This is a genomic window from Actinophytocola sediminis (genome assembly GCF_054779715.1).
In genome coordinates this window covers 1-15,998 of sequence record NZ_BAAGXS010000085.1, presented here as the reverse complement: position 1 = coordinate 15,998, position 15,998 = coordinate 1, and the positions used below count along the sequence as shown (strand labels likewise).

Annotated in this window: 16 protein-coding genes; 7 read left to right on the top strand and 9 right to left on the bottom strand. The window is 71.8% G+C overall.

The window, feature by feature from the left end; translation table 11 throughout:
• Positions 1–52: 52 nt before the first annotated feature.
• Positions 53–694, bottom strand: a complete 642-nt coding sequence (locus ACYVIP_RS39240) for a TetR/AcrR family transcriptional regulator (protein ID WP_460405969.1) — start codon at positions 692–694, stop codon at positions 53–55.
• Positions 695–771: 77 nt separating this feature from the next.
• Between ACYVIP_RS39240 and ACYVIP_RS39235 the strand changes: the two genes are divergently transcribed.
• Complete coding sequence (locus ACYVIP_RS39235; RefSeq protein ID WP_460405967.1) at positions 772–1,179, top strand: Dabb family protein; 408 nt, start codon at positions 772–774, stop codon at positions 1,177–1,179.
• A gap of 7 nt (positions 1,180–1,186) precedes the next feature.
• Here ACYVIP_RS39235 and ACYVIP_RS39230 read toward each other — a convergent pair whose 3' ends face one another.
• The 4 genes from ACYVIP_RS39230 to ACYVIP_RS39215 form a co-directional block, all read right to left on the bottom strand.
• Positions 1,187–1,846 carry a methionine ABC transporter permease gene (locus ACYVIP_RS39230; protein WP_460405965.1) on the bottom strand — a complete coding sequence of 220 codons (660 nt, stop codon included), beginning with the start codon at positions 1,844–1,846 and terminating at the stop codon, positions 1,187–1,189.
• Entirely contained in the window at positions 1,846–2,874 is a 1,029-nt protein-coding gene (locus ACYVIP_RS39225) for a methionine ABC transporter ATP-binding protein (protein ID WP_460405963.1), read from the bottom strand. The genes ACYVIP_RS39230 and ACYVIP_RS39225 overlap by 1 nt, the downstream gene beginning before the upstream one ends.
• A gap of 4 nt (positions 2,875–2,878) precedes the next feature.
• The gene (locus ACYVIP_RS39220; protein ID WP_460405961.1) at positions 2,879–3,790 is read right to left on the bottom strand and encodes a MetQ/NlpA family ABC transporter substrate-binding protein; all 912 of its coding nucleotides are present in this window, start codon (positions 3,788–3,790) and stop codon (positions 2,879–2,881) included.
• Positions 3,791–3,978: 188 nt separating this feature from the next.
• Positions 3,979–5,241, bottom strand: a complete 1,263-nt coding sequence (locus ACYVIP_RS39215; protein WP_460405959.1) for a serine hydrolase domain-containing protein — start codon at positions 5,239–5,241, stop codon at positions 3,979–3,981.
• A 108-nt stretch (positions 5,242–5,349) separates the two neighbouring features.
• On the opposite strand from ACYVIP_RS39215, the gene ACYVIP_RS39210 reads away from it, so the two are divergent.
• Together ACYVIP_RS39210 and ACYVIP_RS39205 are read left to right on the top strand one after the other, a co-directional pair.
• Positions 5,350–6,468: a sensor histidine kinase gene (locus ACYVIP_RS39210; protein ID WP_460405957.1), complete on the top strand. Its 1,119-nt coding sequence runs from the start codon at positions 5,350–5,352 to the stop codon at positions 6,466–6,468.
• A 7-nt stretch (positions 6,469–6,475) separates the two neighbouring features.
• Positions 6,476–7,156 carry a response regulator gene (locus ACYVIP_RS39205; RefSeq protein WP_460405955.1) on the top strand — a complete coding sequence of 227 codons (681 nt, stop codon included), beginning with the start codon at positions 6,476–6,478 and terminating at the stop codon, positions 7,154–7,156.
• A 34-nt stretch (positions 7,157–7,190) separates the two neighbouring features.
• On the opposite strand, the gene ACYVIP_RS39200 is transcribed toward ACYVIP_RS39205, so the two are convergent.
• The gene (locus tag ACYVIP_RS39200) at positions 7,191–7,556 is read right to left on the bottom strand and encodes a DUF4345 domain-containing protein (RefSeq protein ID WP_460405953.1); all 366 of its coding nucleotides are present in this window, start codon (positions 7,554–7,556) and stop codon (positions 7,191–7,193) included.
• A gap of 19 nt (positions 7,557–7,575) precedes the next feature.
• Here ACYVIP_RS39200 and ACYVIP_RS39195 point away from each other — a divergent pair, with 19 nt between their 5' ends.
• Both ACYVIP_RS39195 and ACYVIP_RS39190 read left to right on the top strand, forming a co-directional pair.
• Positions 7,576–8,346 (top strand): helix-turn-helix domain-containing protein, encoded by a 771-nt coding sequence (locus ACYVIP_RS39195; protein ID WP_460405951.1) that lies wholly within the window; start codon positions 7,576–7,578, stop codon positions 8,344–8,346.
• Between the two features lie 185 nt (positions 8,347–8,531).
• The gene (locus tag ACYVIP_RS39190; protein ID WP_460405949.1) at positions 8,532–9,287 is read left to right on the top strand and encodes an SGNH/GDSL hydrolase family protein; all 756 of its coding nucleotides are present in this window, start codon (positions 8,532–8,534) and stop codon (positions 9,285–9,287) included.
• A 15-nt stretch (positions 9,288–9,302) separates the two neighbouring features.
• Here the strand turns inward: ACYVIP_RS39190 and ACYVIP_RS39185 are convergent, their stop codons facing one another.
• Both ACYVIP_RS39185 and ACYVIP_RS39180 read right to left on the bottom strand, forming a co-directional pair.
• Positions 9,303–9,866 (bottom strand): NADAR family protein, encoded by a 564-nt coding sequence (locus tag ACYVIP_RS39185; RefSeq protein WP_460405947.1) that lies wholly within the window; start codon positions 9,864–9,866, stop codon positions 9,303–9,305.
• 142 nt (positions 9,867–10,008) lie between these two features.
• Positions 10,009–11,157, bottom strand: coding sequence for a PQQ-dependent sugar dehydrogenase (locus tag ACYVIP_RS39180; RefSeq protein WP_460405945.1), 1,149 nt, complete (start codon positions 11,155–11,157; stop codon positions 10,009–10,011).
• Positions 11,158–11,370: 213 nt separating this feature from the next.
• Here ACYVIP_RS39180 and ACYVIP_RS39175 point away from each other — a divergent pair, with 213 nt between their 5' ends.
• Positions 11,371–12,153 (top strand): MOSC domain-containing protein, encoded by a 783-nt coding sequence (locus ACYVIP_RS39175; protein ID WP_460405943.1) that lies wholly within the window; start codon positions 11,371–11,373, stop codon positions 12,151–12,153.
• Here the strand turns inward: ACYVIP_RS39175 and ACYVIP_RS39170 are convergent.
• On the bottom strand, positions 12,150–12,890 hold the full coding sequence (locus tag ACYVIP_RS39170; protein ID WP_460405941.1) for an SDR family oxidoreductase: 741 nt from the start codon (positions 12,888–12,890) through the stop codon (positions 12,150–12,152). The genes ACYVIP_RS39175 and ACYVIP_RS39170 overlap by 4 nt on opposite strands.
• A gap of 92 nt (positions 12,891–12,982) precedes the next feature.
• Here ACYVIP_RS39170 and ACYVIP_RS39165 point away from each other — a divergent pair.
• On the top strand, positions 12,983–15,998 hold a 3,016-nt coding region (locus ACYVIP_RS39165; RefSeq protein WP_460405939.1), incomplete at its 3' end, for a BTAD domain-containing putative transcriptional regulator.

The window sequence follows — 15,998 nt, the reverse complement described above, 5'->3', positions numbered from 1 at the left end:
TCACCCACAAAGATCATCGGTGGATCCAGGTTGAACGTCGCCAATGCCTCATTCAGGGCATGAGTCGGTGGGGGCCGTAGGCGCGGAGGAAGGTGTCGGCGGCGGCGGAGGCCACGGCGCGCATGTCGGCGGCGGCGACCGTGCGCGTCCCCATCCGGGACCTGGCCTCCATCGGACCGGTCAGCAGCGCGAGGAACTGGTCCGCGGCGAGCATCGGGTCGTGCCGGCGCAGCTCGCCGGCCACCGCCAGGCGCGCCAACCGGTCGGCCACCGCGTCCCGCAGGCGGGTGGCCGTGCGCTCCTGGACGTCCCCGATCAGGTCGGGAAACCGTGCCGACTGGCCGTAGGTCAGCCAACGCAGCGCGCGGGCGCGCTCCCCGCAGCAGACGCGGACCAGTTGGTAGGCCACCGCGTCGAACGCGGCCCGCAGGTCGGCCGCCCCGGCGCGCAACCGTTCCAGGGCCGCGAGGTTCTCCGCGAGCACCGCGTCCGCCGAGGCCGCCATCGCCTGCCGGAACAGGTCCTCCTTGTCGCCGAAATGGCTGTACACCGTCGGTTTGGCGATGTTCGCCTCGTCCGCGATCTCCTGCACACCGGCCTGCGTGTAGCCCGCGCGGGCGAAGACGGCGAACCCGGCCGCCAGGATCGCCGCCCGCTTGCCGGCCCGCCCACGAGGCGTTGTCACGTCCGTCACGTCCGGATCATATCCTACCCATCGGTTCAGTAAACTGAACCAGCGAGTTCAAATCTGACACCTGACGGAGGACACCCGTGATCGTCAACATCGTGCGGTTCCGCTTCAAGGACACCACCACCGACACCGTGCGGGCCGAGGTGCTGGCGGCCATGCGCCGGACCGCGTCGGTCGAGTCGGTGGCCTTCGCCACCGTGGGGCAGGACATCGGCGACCCGGCGGAGGGCTACACCCACGCCTACCTGGCGGCGGTCGAGGACCTGGCCGCCCTCGACCGCTACTTCTACGACCCCGTGCACCTCAACGGCGACGCCGACATCCTGCCGCACTTCGCCCGGCTCACGACCCTGCAGCTGTCCGACGACCCCGACCCGGAGCTCGGCGCGAAGATCGGCGCCATGCACCTGAAGAAGGTCGCGGCCTACCCGGAATGGGGCCGCCTGCTCGACGCGATCCCCGACGTCAACGTCCCGACCGAACACTGAGCCGCCGTCACCGGCGCAGCACCTTGCGCGCCAACAGGTTGCCCGCGAACTGTGCCACCTGGACGATGACCACGATGGCGATCACCGCGATCCACGTGACGGCCGGGTTGAACTGGCGGTAGCCGTACACGATGGCGAAGTTGCCCAGCCCACCGCCGCCGATGACGCCCGCGATGGCGGACATGTCGACCAACGCGACGAACACGAAGGTGTAGCCGAGAATCAACGGCCCCAACGCCTCGGGAATCAGCACGGTCAGGATGATCCGCAACCGCCCGGCACCCATCGCCCTGGCCGCCTCGATCACGCCCGGATCGACACTGACCAGGTTCTGCTCGACGATGCGGCTGACCCCGAACGCGGCGGCGAGCGACAGCGCGAAGATGATCGCCTTGTTGCCGATGCCGATGCCCACCACGAGCCGCGCCAACGGTTGCACGGCGCCGATGAAGATGACGAACGGGATGGGCCGGAAGAAGTTCACCAGCACGTTCAGCACGATCGACACCGGCGCGTTGGCCAGCAGGCCGCCGCGGCGGGTGACATACAACGCGATCCCGAGGACCAGGCCGCCGACCCCGCCAAGTCCCAGCGTGATCGCGACGATGTAGACCGTCTCGAGCACCGACTCCCAGAACAGGTCCTGCAGCTCCAACAACCGGTCCATCACGCCACCTCGGTGATCGCCACCCGGTCGCGCAGGCGACCGAGGGCGAGGTCGACGGCGGCGTCCTGCCCACGCAGCGCCAGCGTGAGGTTGCCGAACGACCGTCCCTGGATGTCCTCCATGCCACCGTGCACGAGCTCGAACTCGATGCCGCCCGCGATCAGCTCGGCGAAGGCCTGTGACTGGGGCAGCGACTCGTCAGTGAACGACAGCGTGACGATCCGGCCGGTGTGGTTGGCCCGCAACGACTCGAGGGTCGCGCCGGCCGGCACGCCGTCGATCAGCGTGTCCACGAACCGTTTGGTGGTGGGGTGGCGGGGTTTGGCGAACACGTCGAAGGCCGACCCGTCCTCGACCACCCTGCCCTGTTCCATGACCACGACCCGGTCGGCGATGGCGCGCACCACCTCCAGCTCGTGGGTGATCACCACCGTGGTGATGCCCAGCTCCACGTTGACCTTCTTGAGCAGCCGCAGCACATCCCGCGTGGTCTCCGGGTCCAGCGCGCTGGTGGCCTCGTCGGCGAGCAGCACCTTCGGCGAGGTCGCCAGCGCCCTGGCGATGCCCACCCGCTGCTTCTGCCCGCCGGAGAGCTGCTCGGGGTAGCTGTGTGCCTTGTCCGCCAGCCCCACGAAGTGCAGCAGCTCCGAGATGCGCTCCTGGTGGCGCGCCTTGGGCACCTTCGCGATCCGCAGCGGGTAGGCGATGTTGCCCCATACCGTGCGCGAGGAGAACAGGTTGAACTGCTGGAAGATCATGCCGATGCCCAGCCGGACCTGTTGCAGGCGCCGTTCCGGCAGGTCGGTGATCGTCGTGCCGTCGACCGTGATCGTGCCGGCGGTCGTCTTCTCCAGCGCGTTGATCAGCCGGACCAGGGTGGACTTGCCAGCGCCGGAGTAGCCGATGATGCCCGCGATCTCCCCGGCCTCGACGCGCAGGGTGACGTCCTCCACCGCGCTCACCGGGGCGGCGCCCCGGCGAGCTGGCGGGAAGACCTTGGACACGTTGTCCAGTTCTATGACGGCCATCGGGTCACTTCTGCTCGGCGGTGATCTTCTCGACGTCGTCCAGTGATGACCGCAGGTCGTCCGGGGAGGTCTTGGCGAACACCGCCGTGCCGCCGGACACCTCCTGCACGCCGTCGAGCACCGGCTGGCTGTTCTGGTAGATCTCGACCAGCTTGGTGTAGGTGGCGTTGTCCTTGTCCTGCTCGCGCGCGGCGAAGACGTTCACGTACGGGAGCGCCTTGTCGTCGGCCGGGTCGTCCTTGGCGATGGCGTCGTCGAAGGAAAGCCCGGCGCGCTCGACGAAGTCGTTGTTGATGACCGCCGCGGCGAGGTCGTCCAGCGAGGTCGCGGTCAGTTCGGCGTCCAGCGCGGTGACCGTCACCTTGGACGCGGCCTCGTCGACGTCGGCGAGGTCGGAGAAGATGTTGCCGCCGGACTTGAGCTTGATCAGGCCGGCGGACTGCAGCACCAGCAGGCTGCGCGCCTGGTTGCTGGCATCGTTGGGCACCGCGACCGTCTCCCCGGCCGGGATGTCCGCTGTGGACTGGTACCTCTTCGAGTACAGGCCGAGCGGGTAGATCGCGGTCGCGCCGATCGGCACCAGGTTCTGGTTGTTGGCGACGTTGTAGTCGGCGAGGTAGACGATGTGCTGGAACTGGTTGAGCTGGATCTCCCCCTCGGCCAGCGCCGGGTTCGGCTGGGCGTAGTCGGTGAAGTCGACGATCTCGACCGTGATGCCCTCGTCGGCGGCGGCCCGCTGGTAGGTCTCCCAGTACGGGTCGCTCGCGCCGACCACGCCGATGCGGACCGTCTCCGCCTCGTCCCCGCCCCGAGTGACCGCGAACACGACTCCGGCGGCCAGCACGACCACCACCACACCGATGATCGCGAACAGCCCTACGCGCTTCTTCGGCGCCTCAATGAGTTCCTCGGACACAGCCGGCCCTTTCTCCTACTGATCGTCACGTCCCCGCGAGACCCGCGGTCGCGACGGCAAGAGTAGAAGTCCCTGCCTGGCCGGTCATCCCGTCCTGCGATACGGGATTACCCCACAGCACAACGAATTCATGATAATGGCTCCTTCGCCCACTGGCCACAGTGGACGAAGGAGCCATGCGTTGTCTCTCAGCCGGTGCCGCAGAGCGCGTGCTCGACCAGGTCGAGCGTGGGGTCCAACGGCGTGGTCGCCGGCTTCCCGCCGGGCATCATCGAGTCGGTGTTGATGGAGATCATCACGCTGCGGCTGCCGTCCTCGCTGGCGCCGTTGCGGGTCTTGAAGCCCTGGATGTCACCGCCGTGCGCCCAGTGCCCGCCACACGAGTTCGGGATGAACATCAGGCCGAGCCCGTACTTCGCGCCCGGCCACGCCGGCTGGACCATGGGCGCGGGCACCGTCTTCTTCATCTCGGCCAGCTCCGCCGGGCCAAGCAGCTTCCCGCTGAGCAGGGACCGGAGGAACGTGTTGCCGTCCGCGGTGGTGCTGATGATCTCGCCGGCGGCCTCCCCGAACGACGGGTTGAGCTCGGTCGCGTCCACGGGCGGGCCGAACTTGGCGTCCTCGGTGAGCACGTCCGGGAACCGCTCGTAGGCGATGGCGTGCGGCTCGGGAACGGTCCGGTCCGTGCCGGGCAGGGTGGTGTCCTTCAGGCCGAGTGGCTCGATCACGCGCGCCCGCACCTCGTCCCGCCAGTCGTTCCCGGTGGCCTTGCTGATCACCATCCCGGCCAGGATGTAGTTGGTGTTGGAGTACCGCCAGTCGGCACCCGGCGCGAAGTCCGGCGGGTGGGTCATCGCCAGCCCGACGAGCTCGTCGGGAGAGAACGTCGTGTACCGGTCGCGCTCGAAGCCGCTCTGCACCAGGATGTTCGTCAGGTCCTGCAGGTACTCGGGGATGCCGCTGGTGTGCTGCAACAGCTGCCGCAGGGTGATCTTGCCACCGTCGTTGCCGTTGCCGGACACCACGCCCGGCAGCCACTTCTCGACGGTGTCGTCCAGGGCCAGCGTGCCGTCGCCGACCAGCTGCAACAGCGTCGCCGCCACGAAAGTCTTGGTGTAGCTGCCGATGCGGAACTTCGCCGACCAGTCAACCGGCGTCCTGGCGTCGGTGTCGCCGAAGCCGCTGCGCACCCTGGCCTCGCCGGTGGCGGTGCTGAGCTCGGCGAGCACCCCGGGCGCGCCGGCCGCCAGCAGCGCGTCCGCGTCCCGCTGCATGACCGTGGTGTCCAACCGCTCACCGGTCTCCTGGCCGCCATCGTCGACCGCCTGGTCCGCGCCTTCGAGCCGCGACTCGACGGACTCCATGTTCCTCTCCACTTCGGCCTCCGAGCATCCGGAGGCCGCGATGCCGAGCACCGTCATGACGATCAAGGCCGCGTGTGTTCGCTTCACACCACGGAAACCTAGGCAGCCGGCGACCCTCCGTCGTCGCCCCAGAACGGGAACTCGCGCTACCCCCAGGGGGGTAGCGCCGGGTACCACCACGGCTACCGTGTGCGCGTGGTGGTGAATTCCAGGCCGTTCCTGGTCGACGTGCTGCTGGCGGTGGTGCTGACCGGGTTGACCGCGGCCACGACGGTCGGCAACCTCGCCAGCTGGAGCGAGTGGCCGGCACTCGTGCTGGCCACGCTCTCCTCGGCGCCGATCGCCATGCGCCAACGCGCGCCGGTGCTGACGATGACGGCCATCGTGGCCGCGCTGGGGGCCTACAGCCTGCTGGGGTACGGCGACTTCCCGAGCGGTGGGCTCAGCCTGGTCATCGCGATGTTCACGGTGGCCACCCTGCGGTCCCGGGCGGCGGCCGCCGCCATGTGGCTGGCCGCGACGGCCGTGGTGTCGGTCAACTACCTCCGGATCACCGACACCGTGGCGTGGTCGGAGTACACCCAGGCGGTGCTGGTCATCCCGGGTGCCTGGGCGCTGGGCGAGGGCACGAGACGCTGGGGCCAACGCGTCGAGCGGCTCGCCGAGGACGCGGCGCGGGCGGCGGCCGACGAGCGGGTGCGCATCGCCCGCGAACTGCACGACACCGTCGCGCACCACATGTCCGCCATCGCGCTGCAGGCGGGGCTGGCCCGCTACGTGCTCGACACGGACCCGGACACCGCCCGCGGCGCCATCGACACCGTCGGCGACACCAGCCGCGAGGCGCTCAAGGAGATGCGCCGCCTGCTCGACGTGCTGCGGGTCGACCACAGCGAGGACTCGGACCTTGACCAGAGCCCTCGGCCGGGGGTGGCGTTGTTGGGTGAGCTGGTGGACCGCACGCGCGGCGCGGGGCTGCCGGTCGAGCTGGTGGTCACGGGCAGTCCGCGCGCGCTGCCGCCGGGACCGGACCTGTGCGCCTACCGGGTCGCCCAGGAGTCGCTGACCAACGTGCTCAAGCACGCCGGCCCGGCCAGGGCGCGGATCGACCTCGACTACGGCGACCGTGAGCTCACCCTCACGGTGACCGACGACGGCACCGCGCCCGTGCCGCGCGCGGTGTCGCCGGCCTCGCACGGCATCCGCGGCATGCGGGAACGGGCCGAGCTCTACGGTGGAGTGCTCACCGCCGGTCCCGCGCAGAAGGGCGGCTTCAACGTGGTCGTACGCCTGCCGATGGACGATGCCCCGTGACCGCCGCATGACGATCCGCGTGCTCGTCGCCGAGGACCAGGCGCTGATCCGCGCCGGGCTGGTCGCGTTGCTGACCGCCGCGCCGGGCCTCGAGGTGGTCGGCGAGGCGGCGGACGGCGCCCAGGCCGTGGCGCTGGCCGCGAGCACCGGCCCGGACGTGATCCTGATGGACATCAGGATGCCCGAGTTGGACGGGATCGCGGCCACCCGCCAGATCCTGGCCGCCGCGGCCGAGGCGCCGCCCCGGGTGATCATCCTGACCACCTTCGACCTGCCGGAGTACGTCTACACCGCACTCGGCGACGGCGCGTCGGGCTTTCTGTTCAAGGACACCCCGCCGGACCGGATCATCGCCGCGGTGCACACGATCGCCGCGGGCGACATGCTGATCGCGCCCCGCATCACCCACCAGCTGATCGAGACCTACGCCCAGCACCACCGGGCGAGCGCCGTCCGGGAAACGCGGCTGGCCAACCTGACCGCGCGGGAGACCGAGGTACTGCGGTTGGTCGGCACGGGCCTGACCAACGCACAACTCGCCGAGCGGCTGGTGATCAGCGAGGCGACCATCAAGACCCACGTGAAGCGGATGATGGCCAAGCTCGGGCTCACCAGCCGGGCGCAGGCCGTCGTCGTGGCCTACGAGACCGGCCTGGTCGTACCGTCCTCGACGGGACGGCAGAGCTGACCACGACACCGGCTCTCGACAGTTCGTCCGGTGGTCAGGCGGTCACGAACAGCGCGCCGGCGGCGACCGCTTCGACGCCACAGTAGAACCAGACCGGGTAGAACGCGGTCGGGCGGTCCAGGACGCGGGAGAGCACGCGGCCAACGGCCATCCCGGCGAGCGCGAACGCGACGGTGACCTGCACCCCGCGCCGGAACTCGCCGTCCAGCAGCACGGCGAGCACGAGCACCGCGGCGATCGCGACCCCGAACCCGCCATAGACCGCGCGGATCTCCGAGCGGCTTTCCGGGGTGTCCGCGACGAGACGGAACGGGCGGATCAGCGCGGCGGGCGCGGCGAGGGCGTAGCCGCCCATCCCCAGGAAGAACAGGCCGACAGCGAGCAACACGACCGTGGTCACGTGTGCCAGCATGGCGGGGATGAGCGACCTGCCGCTTCCAGAAACGTGCTGTCCCGACCCGACGGCGACGGTGTGGGTCCGGCTGGGCCGGGCGGCGTATCTCGGTCCGTCGCTGCGGCTGCGCGAGCACTCCGGCTCGGTGCACTGCTTCGCCCTCGGCGTCGACGCCCCGTTCGCCATCCGGGTCCCCGGCGCGGACGAACGGCACGTACGCAGCGCGCTGATCCCGGCCCGCACCCGCCACCAGCTGGTCGCCGAGCACGGCCGGATGCTGTTCGCCTACGCGGACCCCGGCTCGTCCTGGGTGGCGCGGACCGGCGCCCGGATGACCGCCCGGCTCGGCCCGGCCATCCAGTCAGGACACGACGACGAGCTCGGCCTGGCGCGGCGACTCCGCACCACGTCCGCACCGGACCCGCTGGACCTGCTCGGCCTGCTGACCGAGACCGGCGACGAGCGCGACGACCGCGTCCGCACCGCGCTGGACCTGCTGCGCGCCCACCCCGGCACGCCGTGGACCGCGGCGCGCCTGGCCGCCGAGGTGAACCTGTCGGCCTCGCGCTTCCAGCACCTGTTCACCACGCACACCGGGACGAGTTTCCGCCGCTACCGGCTGTGGACGCGCATGCTCCACGTCGCGGGCGCGGTCAGCACGGGCCTGGACCTGACCACCGCGGCCGCCGACGCCGGTTTCGCCTCACCCGGCCATTTCAGCGACAGCTTCCGCGCCATGTTCGGCCTCAGCGCCAGCCACCTGCTCGCCACCACCACCCACGTCATCTCCCCATGACCCCACCCCCGCCGCAATGCCCTGAATGAGGCATTGGCGACGTTCAGCGTCCTGAATGGGGCATTCAGGGCAGTTACGCGAGCCGGGACGCGTTTCTCGTCACCGGCCCGCCCGTGCCGGGGCGCCGCGTCGTACCGTTCTGTTGGCGGGCGGGCCGGTCCGCCGGCAGAGCGACAGGAGTGGACGTGCGATACGTGGCGATCGGCGACAGCTTCACCGAGGGCGTCGGTGACGAACCCGTCGACGGTGCGTCCCGAGGCTGGGCCGACCTCGTGGCCTCCGGGCTCGCGAGCGCGACCGGGGAGACCGTGCACTACGCCAACCTCGCGGTCCGCGGCCGGCTGCTCGAGCCCATCGCGACCGCGCAGCTGGACGCGGCGCTCGCGTTGTCGCCGGCACCGTCGCTGCTCTCGTTCAACGGCGGCGGCAACGACATGATGCGCCCCGGCGTCGACCTGGCCCGGCTGGTCCGGCTCACCGAGCAGGTGATCCGGCGCTGCGCCGACGCCGGGGTGCGCCTCATCCTGCTCAGCGGCGCCGACCCGTCGGCCAGGCTGCCGTTGGGCCGCATGATCCATCGCCGCGGCACCGTGCTGACCACCGCGGTCACCCGGCTGGCCGCGCGCCATGACCTGGTGTTCGTCGACATGTTCAACGATCGGGAGATCCGCGGGCCCGGCTACTGGTCGGCCGACCGGCTGCACCTCAACAGCGACGGGCATCGCCGGGTGGCCTCCCGGGTGCTCGCCGCCCTCGACCACCCGGTGACCGCGCACACGGTCGCGCCGCCACCGGCGGGCGCGCGCAGTGTGCGCGCGGAGGCCCGGTACTACCGCGAGCACGTACTCCCCTGGCTCAACCGCCGGGTCCGCCGCCAGTCCTCCGGCGACGACCGCGCGGGCAAACACCCCACCTGGGTCCCCGTCGACGCGCTGGTCTGAGACGCGCGCGGACGGTCAGGTCCGCGTCGCCAGGATCTCGCGGGCCTCGGTCAGCGCGAATCCCAACAGGTTCAGTCCGCGCCAGTGCGTTGGCTGGTCGGCGCGCCGGTCGTCGGCGGCCATGCCGATGCCCCACACCCGGTCGACCGGGCTCGCCTCCACCAGCACCCGATCCCCGGTGCCGAGCAGGAAGTCCCGCAGGTCCGGATGCTGCCCGAACTTCGCGACACTGGCCGCCACCACGATCTCGTACCGGCACGCCGCCCAGCGGTGCTGGTCGAAACCCCGCACGCCGCGCCCCAACTCCTTGGCCTGGCGGGGATCCGACGTGAGCAGGATCCGCTCGGCGCTGGCCTGGTCGCCGAACAACCTCGCCTTGCGCCACATCATGTAGTGCTCGGCCGTGGCGAAGGTGGCCTCGTCGACGACGAACGGCGCCGGCCACCACTGGCTCAGGCAGCCGGGCCCGACGCGCCCGTCGCGTTCGGGCCGATGTCCCCAGAAGAACAGGAACCTGACCCGCTGGCCCTGGCCCATCCGCAGGACCAACTCGGCCGCGTTCGGCTCGCCAGCATCCATGCGCGCCAGTCTCGCAGAACCACACATGTTCGACGAGATGACACGCCAGCGGTTCGGAGGTCCTCAGTGGACTCGAGACCTGACCGGGGGTGGGAGAGCCGTGGGCGCGTAACGAAAGTTACGCGCCCACGGCTTCGCGGGGTTACGCCGGACCGATCCGGTAGACGGGTGTCGGCCCGCCGGGGGCACCGTAGGGGCCCATGTCGAACACGTAGAGCTCGTGGTCGCGCGTCTGCACGAACGTGCTCACCCAGCCGGCGTTCGCGCCGAGGCTGACCACGCCGGTGACCTGACCGTTCTCCAGTTCCAGGGCCTTGAGCTCACCGGAACAGTAGTTGGCGAACACGTAGGAGCCCCGCAGGTCGGGAATCTCGTTGCCCCGGTACACGAAACCACCGGTCACCGAGTCGCAGAACGCGCCGTCGGTGCCGTGTTCCCATTCGTACACCGGCGGGGCGTGGTCGGCGGGCTCGGTGCCCCGGTGCGGCCGGGTGCCCTCCATGTTGGGCCAGCCGTAGTTCTGGCCGCCAACGCCGGCCGGTGCGGAGTCGACCTCCTCCCAGAGCAGGTGGCCGACGTCGCCGAGCCACAGGTCACCGGTCTCCGCGTCGAAGGAGAACTGCCAGGGGTTGCGCAGTCCGTAGGCCCAGATCTCGCCCCTGGCCGCCGGGTCGCCAACGAACGGGTTGTCGGCCGGAATCCCGTACGGGTCGCTCGCGTTCAGGTCGATCCGCAGCACCTTGCCAAGCAGCGAGCCGAGATTCTGGCTGTTGTCGTACGGGTCGCCCTCCGGCGAGTAGTCGCCGTCGCCGAGGGAGATGTAGAACATGCCGTCCTGGCCGAAGGCGATGTGGCCGGAGTTGTGCGCCGGGCCCGGCTGTTCCTGGAAGAAGATCTGGCGCCGGGTGCCCACCGCCACCTCACCGTCGACCATGTCGAACTCGTCGATGGTGCTGTGTCCCTGGGCATTGGTGTACGACACGTAGAAGTGGGCGAAATCCGGGTCGAACGTCAGGCCGGCGAGTCCGCGCTCGCCCTCGGTCGTGGTCTGGACGGTGAGCACCGGCGCGCTGAGGCCCTGGTCGGTGAGCACCCGCACGGCCCCGGCGCGTTCGCCGATCCACAGTTCGCCGTTGGGTCCCTCGGTGCCGGCGGTCGGCGCCTGCGCCGAGGCCACCTGGGTCAGCGACACCTGGACCTGCCGAGGATCCGCCGACGAGACGGCCGATGGCAGGGTCGCGACCGCGAGGCCGACCGCGCCGACGGCGGCGAGCATCTTTGTACGAATCATGGTGGTCAAGGGCGGGGAGCCCTCGCACGCCCCGTCCCGTCCTCCTTTCGATTGGCGCACGAATTACCCAAGACATTTCCTGGTAGGACCCCGCCGTCGCTGGCGTCTGGTCATGCCGGCGACACGCCCACGACTGTGGATGATACGCCAGGTTCGACGAAAAGCTACTGCGGCACAACGATTTTGGGTGTCCTCAGCGGGTATTTTGGTGGGATGGCAACTGTTTCCTCGTTGGCGTGGTTTCCGGTCAAGGGTTGTGCCGGGGTCACGGTGGCGCGCGCCGAGATCACCATGACCGGGGTGACCGACGACCGGCTGTTCGCCATCGTCGGGCCGGACGGGCTGACCGTGTGGCAGGGAGCCGTGCCGAGGATGGCCGCGATCCGGGCCAGCTACACCGGAACCACGCTGGTCCTGGGCGCTCCCGGCACGGACGATCTCACCGTGGCGGTCCGCACGGACCCCGCCCACGCCGTCGCCGTCGATGTCGAGAAGTGGCCCGGCGCCGGCATCGACCAGGGGGCCGAGGCCGCGAACTGGCTCGGTGGCGTCCTCGGCCGGCCCGCGCGGCTGGTCCGGGAACCCGACCGGGCCGCGCGGGCGGGAAACCCCGACCGCACGGCGTTACTGCTCACCGCCGAGTCCTCTTTGGACTCACTGAACGCCCGCATCCGCCGCCGGGGCGCCCCGGCGGTGCCGATGACCCGGTTCCGGCCCAACGTCGTCATCACCGGCTGGCCCGACCCACACACCGAGGACCGCGTGCACCGCATGACGATCGGCACCACCGAGATCGGCTTCGGCGAACGGGCCATCCGCTGCGCGATGACCATGACCGACCAGGCCACCGGCCGCCGCCGGGGGCCAGAACCGCTGCGCACCCTCGCCGACTACCGCCGCGAGCCCGACGGCGTCAGCTTCGGCCTCAAGGGCACCGTCCTGTCCCCCGGCCACATCGCCGTCGGCGACCCGGTCACGATCACCGCCTGGCGTTAGTGCCCGAGCCCCTGCGCGAGCCCGCCGTCGACGGCCAGTTCGACGTTGGTGGTGAACGTCGCCTGCTCGGCCAGGAACAGCGCCGCCGAGGCGACCTCCTCGACGGTGCCGATGCGGCCCAACGGGGTCGACTCCTCGCCCTGGCGCTCGAACTCCCGGCGCTGCTCCTCGGTCAGGTCGGCCATGCCCATGGTCGGCGTCCTGATGAATCCCGGCGCCACGCTGTTCACCCGGATCCTCCTCGGCAGCAGTTCCACCGCGAGCACGTGCGCGAACGCGCGCACCGCCTCCTTGGCCGCCGAGTACGCGCTCAGCCCGGGGAACACGACGTCATTGGCGACCGTGGTGAACACGATGGCACCACCGTCGGCCAGCAACGGGGCCAGCCGCTGCACGGTGAAGAACGCGCCCTTGGTGTTGACCGCGAACAGCCGGTCCCACGCCTGCTCGGTCACGTCGGCCAGTTCGGCGAACTGCGCGATCCCGTGGTTGACGAACAGGTAGTCGACGCTGCCCAGCCGCTCCCCCACGATCTCGCCCAGTGCGGCGATGTCGGCCATGCTGCTCGCGTCCGCCCGCACGACGTGCGCGGCCTCGCCCGTGAGCGCCGTGCGCGCCTGCTCGATGTTCCGCTCGTCCCGCCCGGTCAGCACCACCTCGGCGCCGCGGGTGAGCAGTTCCCGCACGATCGCCAGCCCCATGCCGTGGGTACCGCCGGTGACAACAGCCTTCTTCATCGGTCTCACTCCGTTTCGTCGATGACCACGGCGACTGTGTCCGGCCGCGCTGTCGGTCCGCTGGCGGTCGGCTGGCGGTTACTGTGGATCGCATGCGTTTCGGGGTGCTGGGGCCGCTCGCGGTGTGGGCACCGAACGACGATCCCGTGACAGTGCCCGAGGCGCGGGTGCGCACCCTGCTGGCCCGGCTGCTCGTCGCCCCTGGCCGGGTGGTGTCCGCCGACCGGCTGATCGACGACCTGTGGGGCGCGGCGCTGCCGGCCAACCCCGCGGACGCGCTGCAGACCGTCGTGTCCCGGCTGCGCCGCGCCATCGGCGCCGGCCTGGTCGTGCGCCGCCCGCCGGGCTACCTGCTGGACGTGCCGCCCGACGCCGTGGACAGCGGCCGGTTCGCCGGCCTCGCCGACCGAGCGCGCCGCGTCGCCGACCCGGCCGAGCAGGCGGCGCTGCTGGCCGAGGCGCTTGGCCTGTGGCGCGGGGACGCGTTCGCCGGCTTCCCCTTCGCCGGCGCCGAGGCCACCGCGCTGGCCGAGCGGCGCCTCGTGGCCTGGGAGGACCATGCCCAGGCGCGGCTGCGGCTGGGCGAACACGCGGCGCTGGCCGGTGAGCTGCGCGCGCTCGTCGACCAGTACCCGCTGCGCGAACGCCTCCGGGCCGCCCACATCCGTGCGCTGCACGGCGCCGGCCGGACCACCGACGCGCTCGAGGACTACCGCCGGATGCGCCGGCAGCTCCACGACGAGCTCGGCCTCGAACCTGGCGCGGAACTGGTCGCGCTGCACCAGCGGCTGCTGCGCGCGGCACCACCCCCGACCAGGCCGCTGCCCACGCCGCCGACCGCGCTCGTCGGCCGGGACAGCGCCGTCGCCGACGTGCGCGCGCTGCTCGGCGAACACCGCCTGGTGACGCTGACCGGCCCGGGTGGCGTCGGCAAGACCAGGCTCGCGCTGGCGGTGGCGCGCACCGGGGACGAGGTGTGTCTGGTCGAGCTGGCCGGCCTGCCGCGCGAGACCACCCCGGACGGTCTGGCGGACGTGGTCGCCGCCGCGCTCGGCGTGCGCGACGGCGCCCGGCCGCGGTCGTCGGTCGAGCGGCTCGCCGACCTGCTGCGTGACCGGCGGCTGCTGCTCGTGCTCGACAACTGCGAGCACGTCGTCGACCCGGTCGCCATGCTGGTGGCGCCGCTGCTGGCCGCGGGCGCGCGGGTGCTGGCGACCAGCCGGGAGCCGCTGGACATCGCGGGCGAGTACCGCTGGGAGGTGCCGCCGCTGGACCTCCCGCCGCCGGGCGCACCGCCGGCCGAGGTGCTGGGCTCCGGAGCCGTGCGACTGTTCACCGCGCGGGCAGCGGCGGCCGGGTTCACCGCCCCAGCCGACGACACCGAGACCAACACCGAGACCAACACCGAGCTCATCGCCACGATCTGCCGTCGGGTCGACGGGCTCCCCCTGGCCATCGAGCTGGCGGCGGCGCGGGTCCGCGTGCTGGGCGTGGCCGGCCTGGCCGACCGGCTCACCGACCGGTTCGCCGTGCTCACCGGCGGCCCTCGGGACGCGCCGCCGCGCCAGCGCACCCTGCGCGCGGTGCTCGACTGGAGCTGGGAGCTGCTGACCTCGGCCGAGCGGACGGTCCTGCGCCGGCTCGCGATCTTCGCCGACGGCTGCGCCATCGCCGCCGCCGAGGCCCTGTGCGCCGGCGACGGCGTGCGGCCGGCGCAGGTGCTCGACCTGCTGACCCGGCTGGTCGACCGCTCGCTGGTCGTCGTCACGCACACCGCCGACGGCCCGCGCTACCGGTTGCTGGAGTCGGTGTCCGCGTATGCCACCGAACAACTGACCGGCGTGGAGCGCGACCGGCTCCGGCACGGGAGCGCCGCGTACGTCACCACCGTCGCCGAGCAGGCCGCCAGGCACCTGTGCGGCCAGGACCAGCGGCGCTGGCTGCGCCGCCTGGACGCCGAGACCGGCAACCTGCGCCAGGCGCTGGCCGACCCCCGGTTCGCCGCCCGCCTGACGCGCGCGCTGGTGTGGTACTGGTTCCTGCGCGGCCGGCTCGTCGAGGCCCGCCGCACGACGGCGACCGCGGCCGACCCAATCATCGCGGCATGGCACGCCGGGTTCCGGCTGCTCACCGGCGAGTCCACCGACAGCCACGCCGCGCCGGGCCTGCGCGACGCGGTCACCGACCCCGGCGAGCGCGCACTGGCCGGCTGGTTCCTCGGCCACGCCACGACCAGGTTCGGCGACCTGGCGGTCGGCGAGACCCTCAACGACGCCGCGCTGGCCGAGTTCACCGACCTCGACGACCGGTGGGGGGTCGCGGCCGCGCTCAGTGTGCGCGCCGCGCAACGCCACGTCCGGGGTGATCTGGCCGGCTCGGCCGCCGACGCCGAACGCGGCCACGCGATGTTCGGCGAGACCGGGGACCGCTGGGGCCAGGTCCAGGCCGGCGCGGTGCTCGGCAAGCTCGCCGAGATCGCCGGCGACTACCCGGCCGCGGCGGCCTGGCACCACGAGGGCGTCGCGCTGGCCGAGGAACTCGCGCTGTGGCCGGACGTGTCCATGCGCTGGTCGGAGCTGGGCCGGATCGCGCTGCTGGCCGGCGACCACGCCCGCGCCGACGAACTGCACCAGCGGGGCCGGGCGTTGGCCGTCGAGCACGGCGACCAGGCCGGCCAGGAGTTCGCCGAGGTCGGCCTCGCGCTGACCGCGCGCCGCCAGGGCCGGTTCGCGGAGGCCGAGGCGCTGCTGGCGCCGTGGCTGGCGTGGAACCGGCGGTTCGAGGCGGACAACGGCACCGCGCTCATCCTCGCCGAACTCGGCTTCGCCGCCGAGCAGCGCGCGGACGCGGAGGCGGCGCTCGACCTGCACACCCAGGGCCTGGCCGCCGCCAACCGAACCGGCGACCCGCGCGCGGTGGCGCTCGCCATCGAAGGACTCGCCGGCGCCCACACCCATCAGCCAGAGCGCGCGCGGGACCTGCTGGCCGCGGCCACCCGGCTGCGGGCGGCCACCGGCGCGCCGCTGCCACCCGCCGAGCGCGGGGACGTCGCCCGCGTCCTGGCGGCGCTGCGCCGCGCGACTACGTCAACAGCCGCAGGTCGGGCAG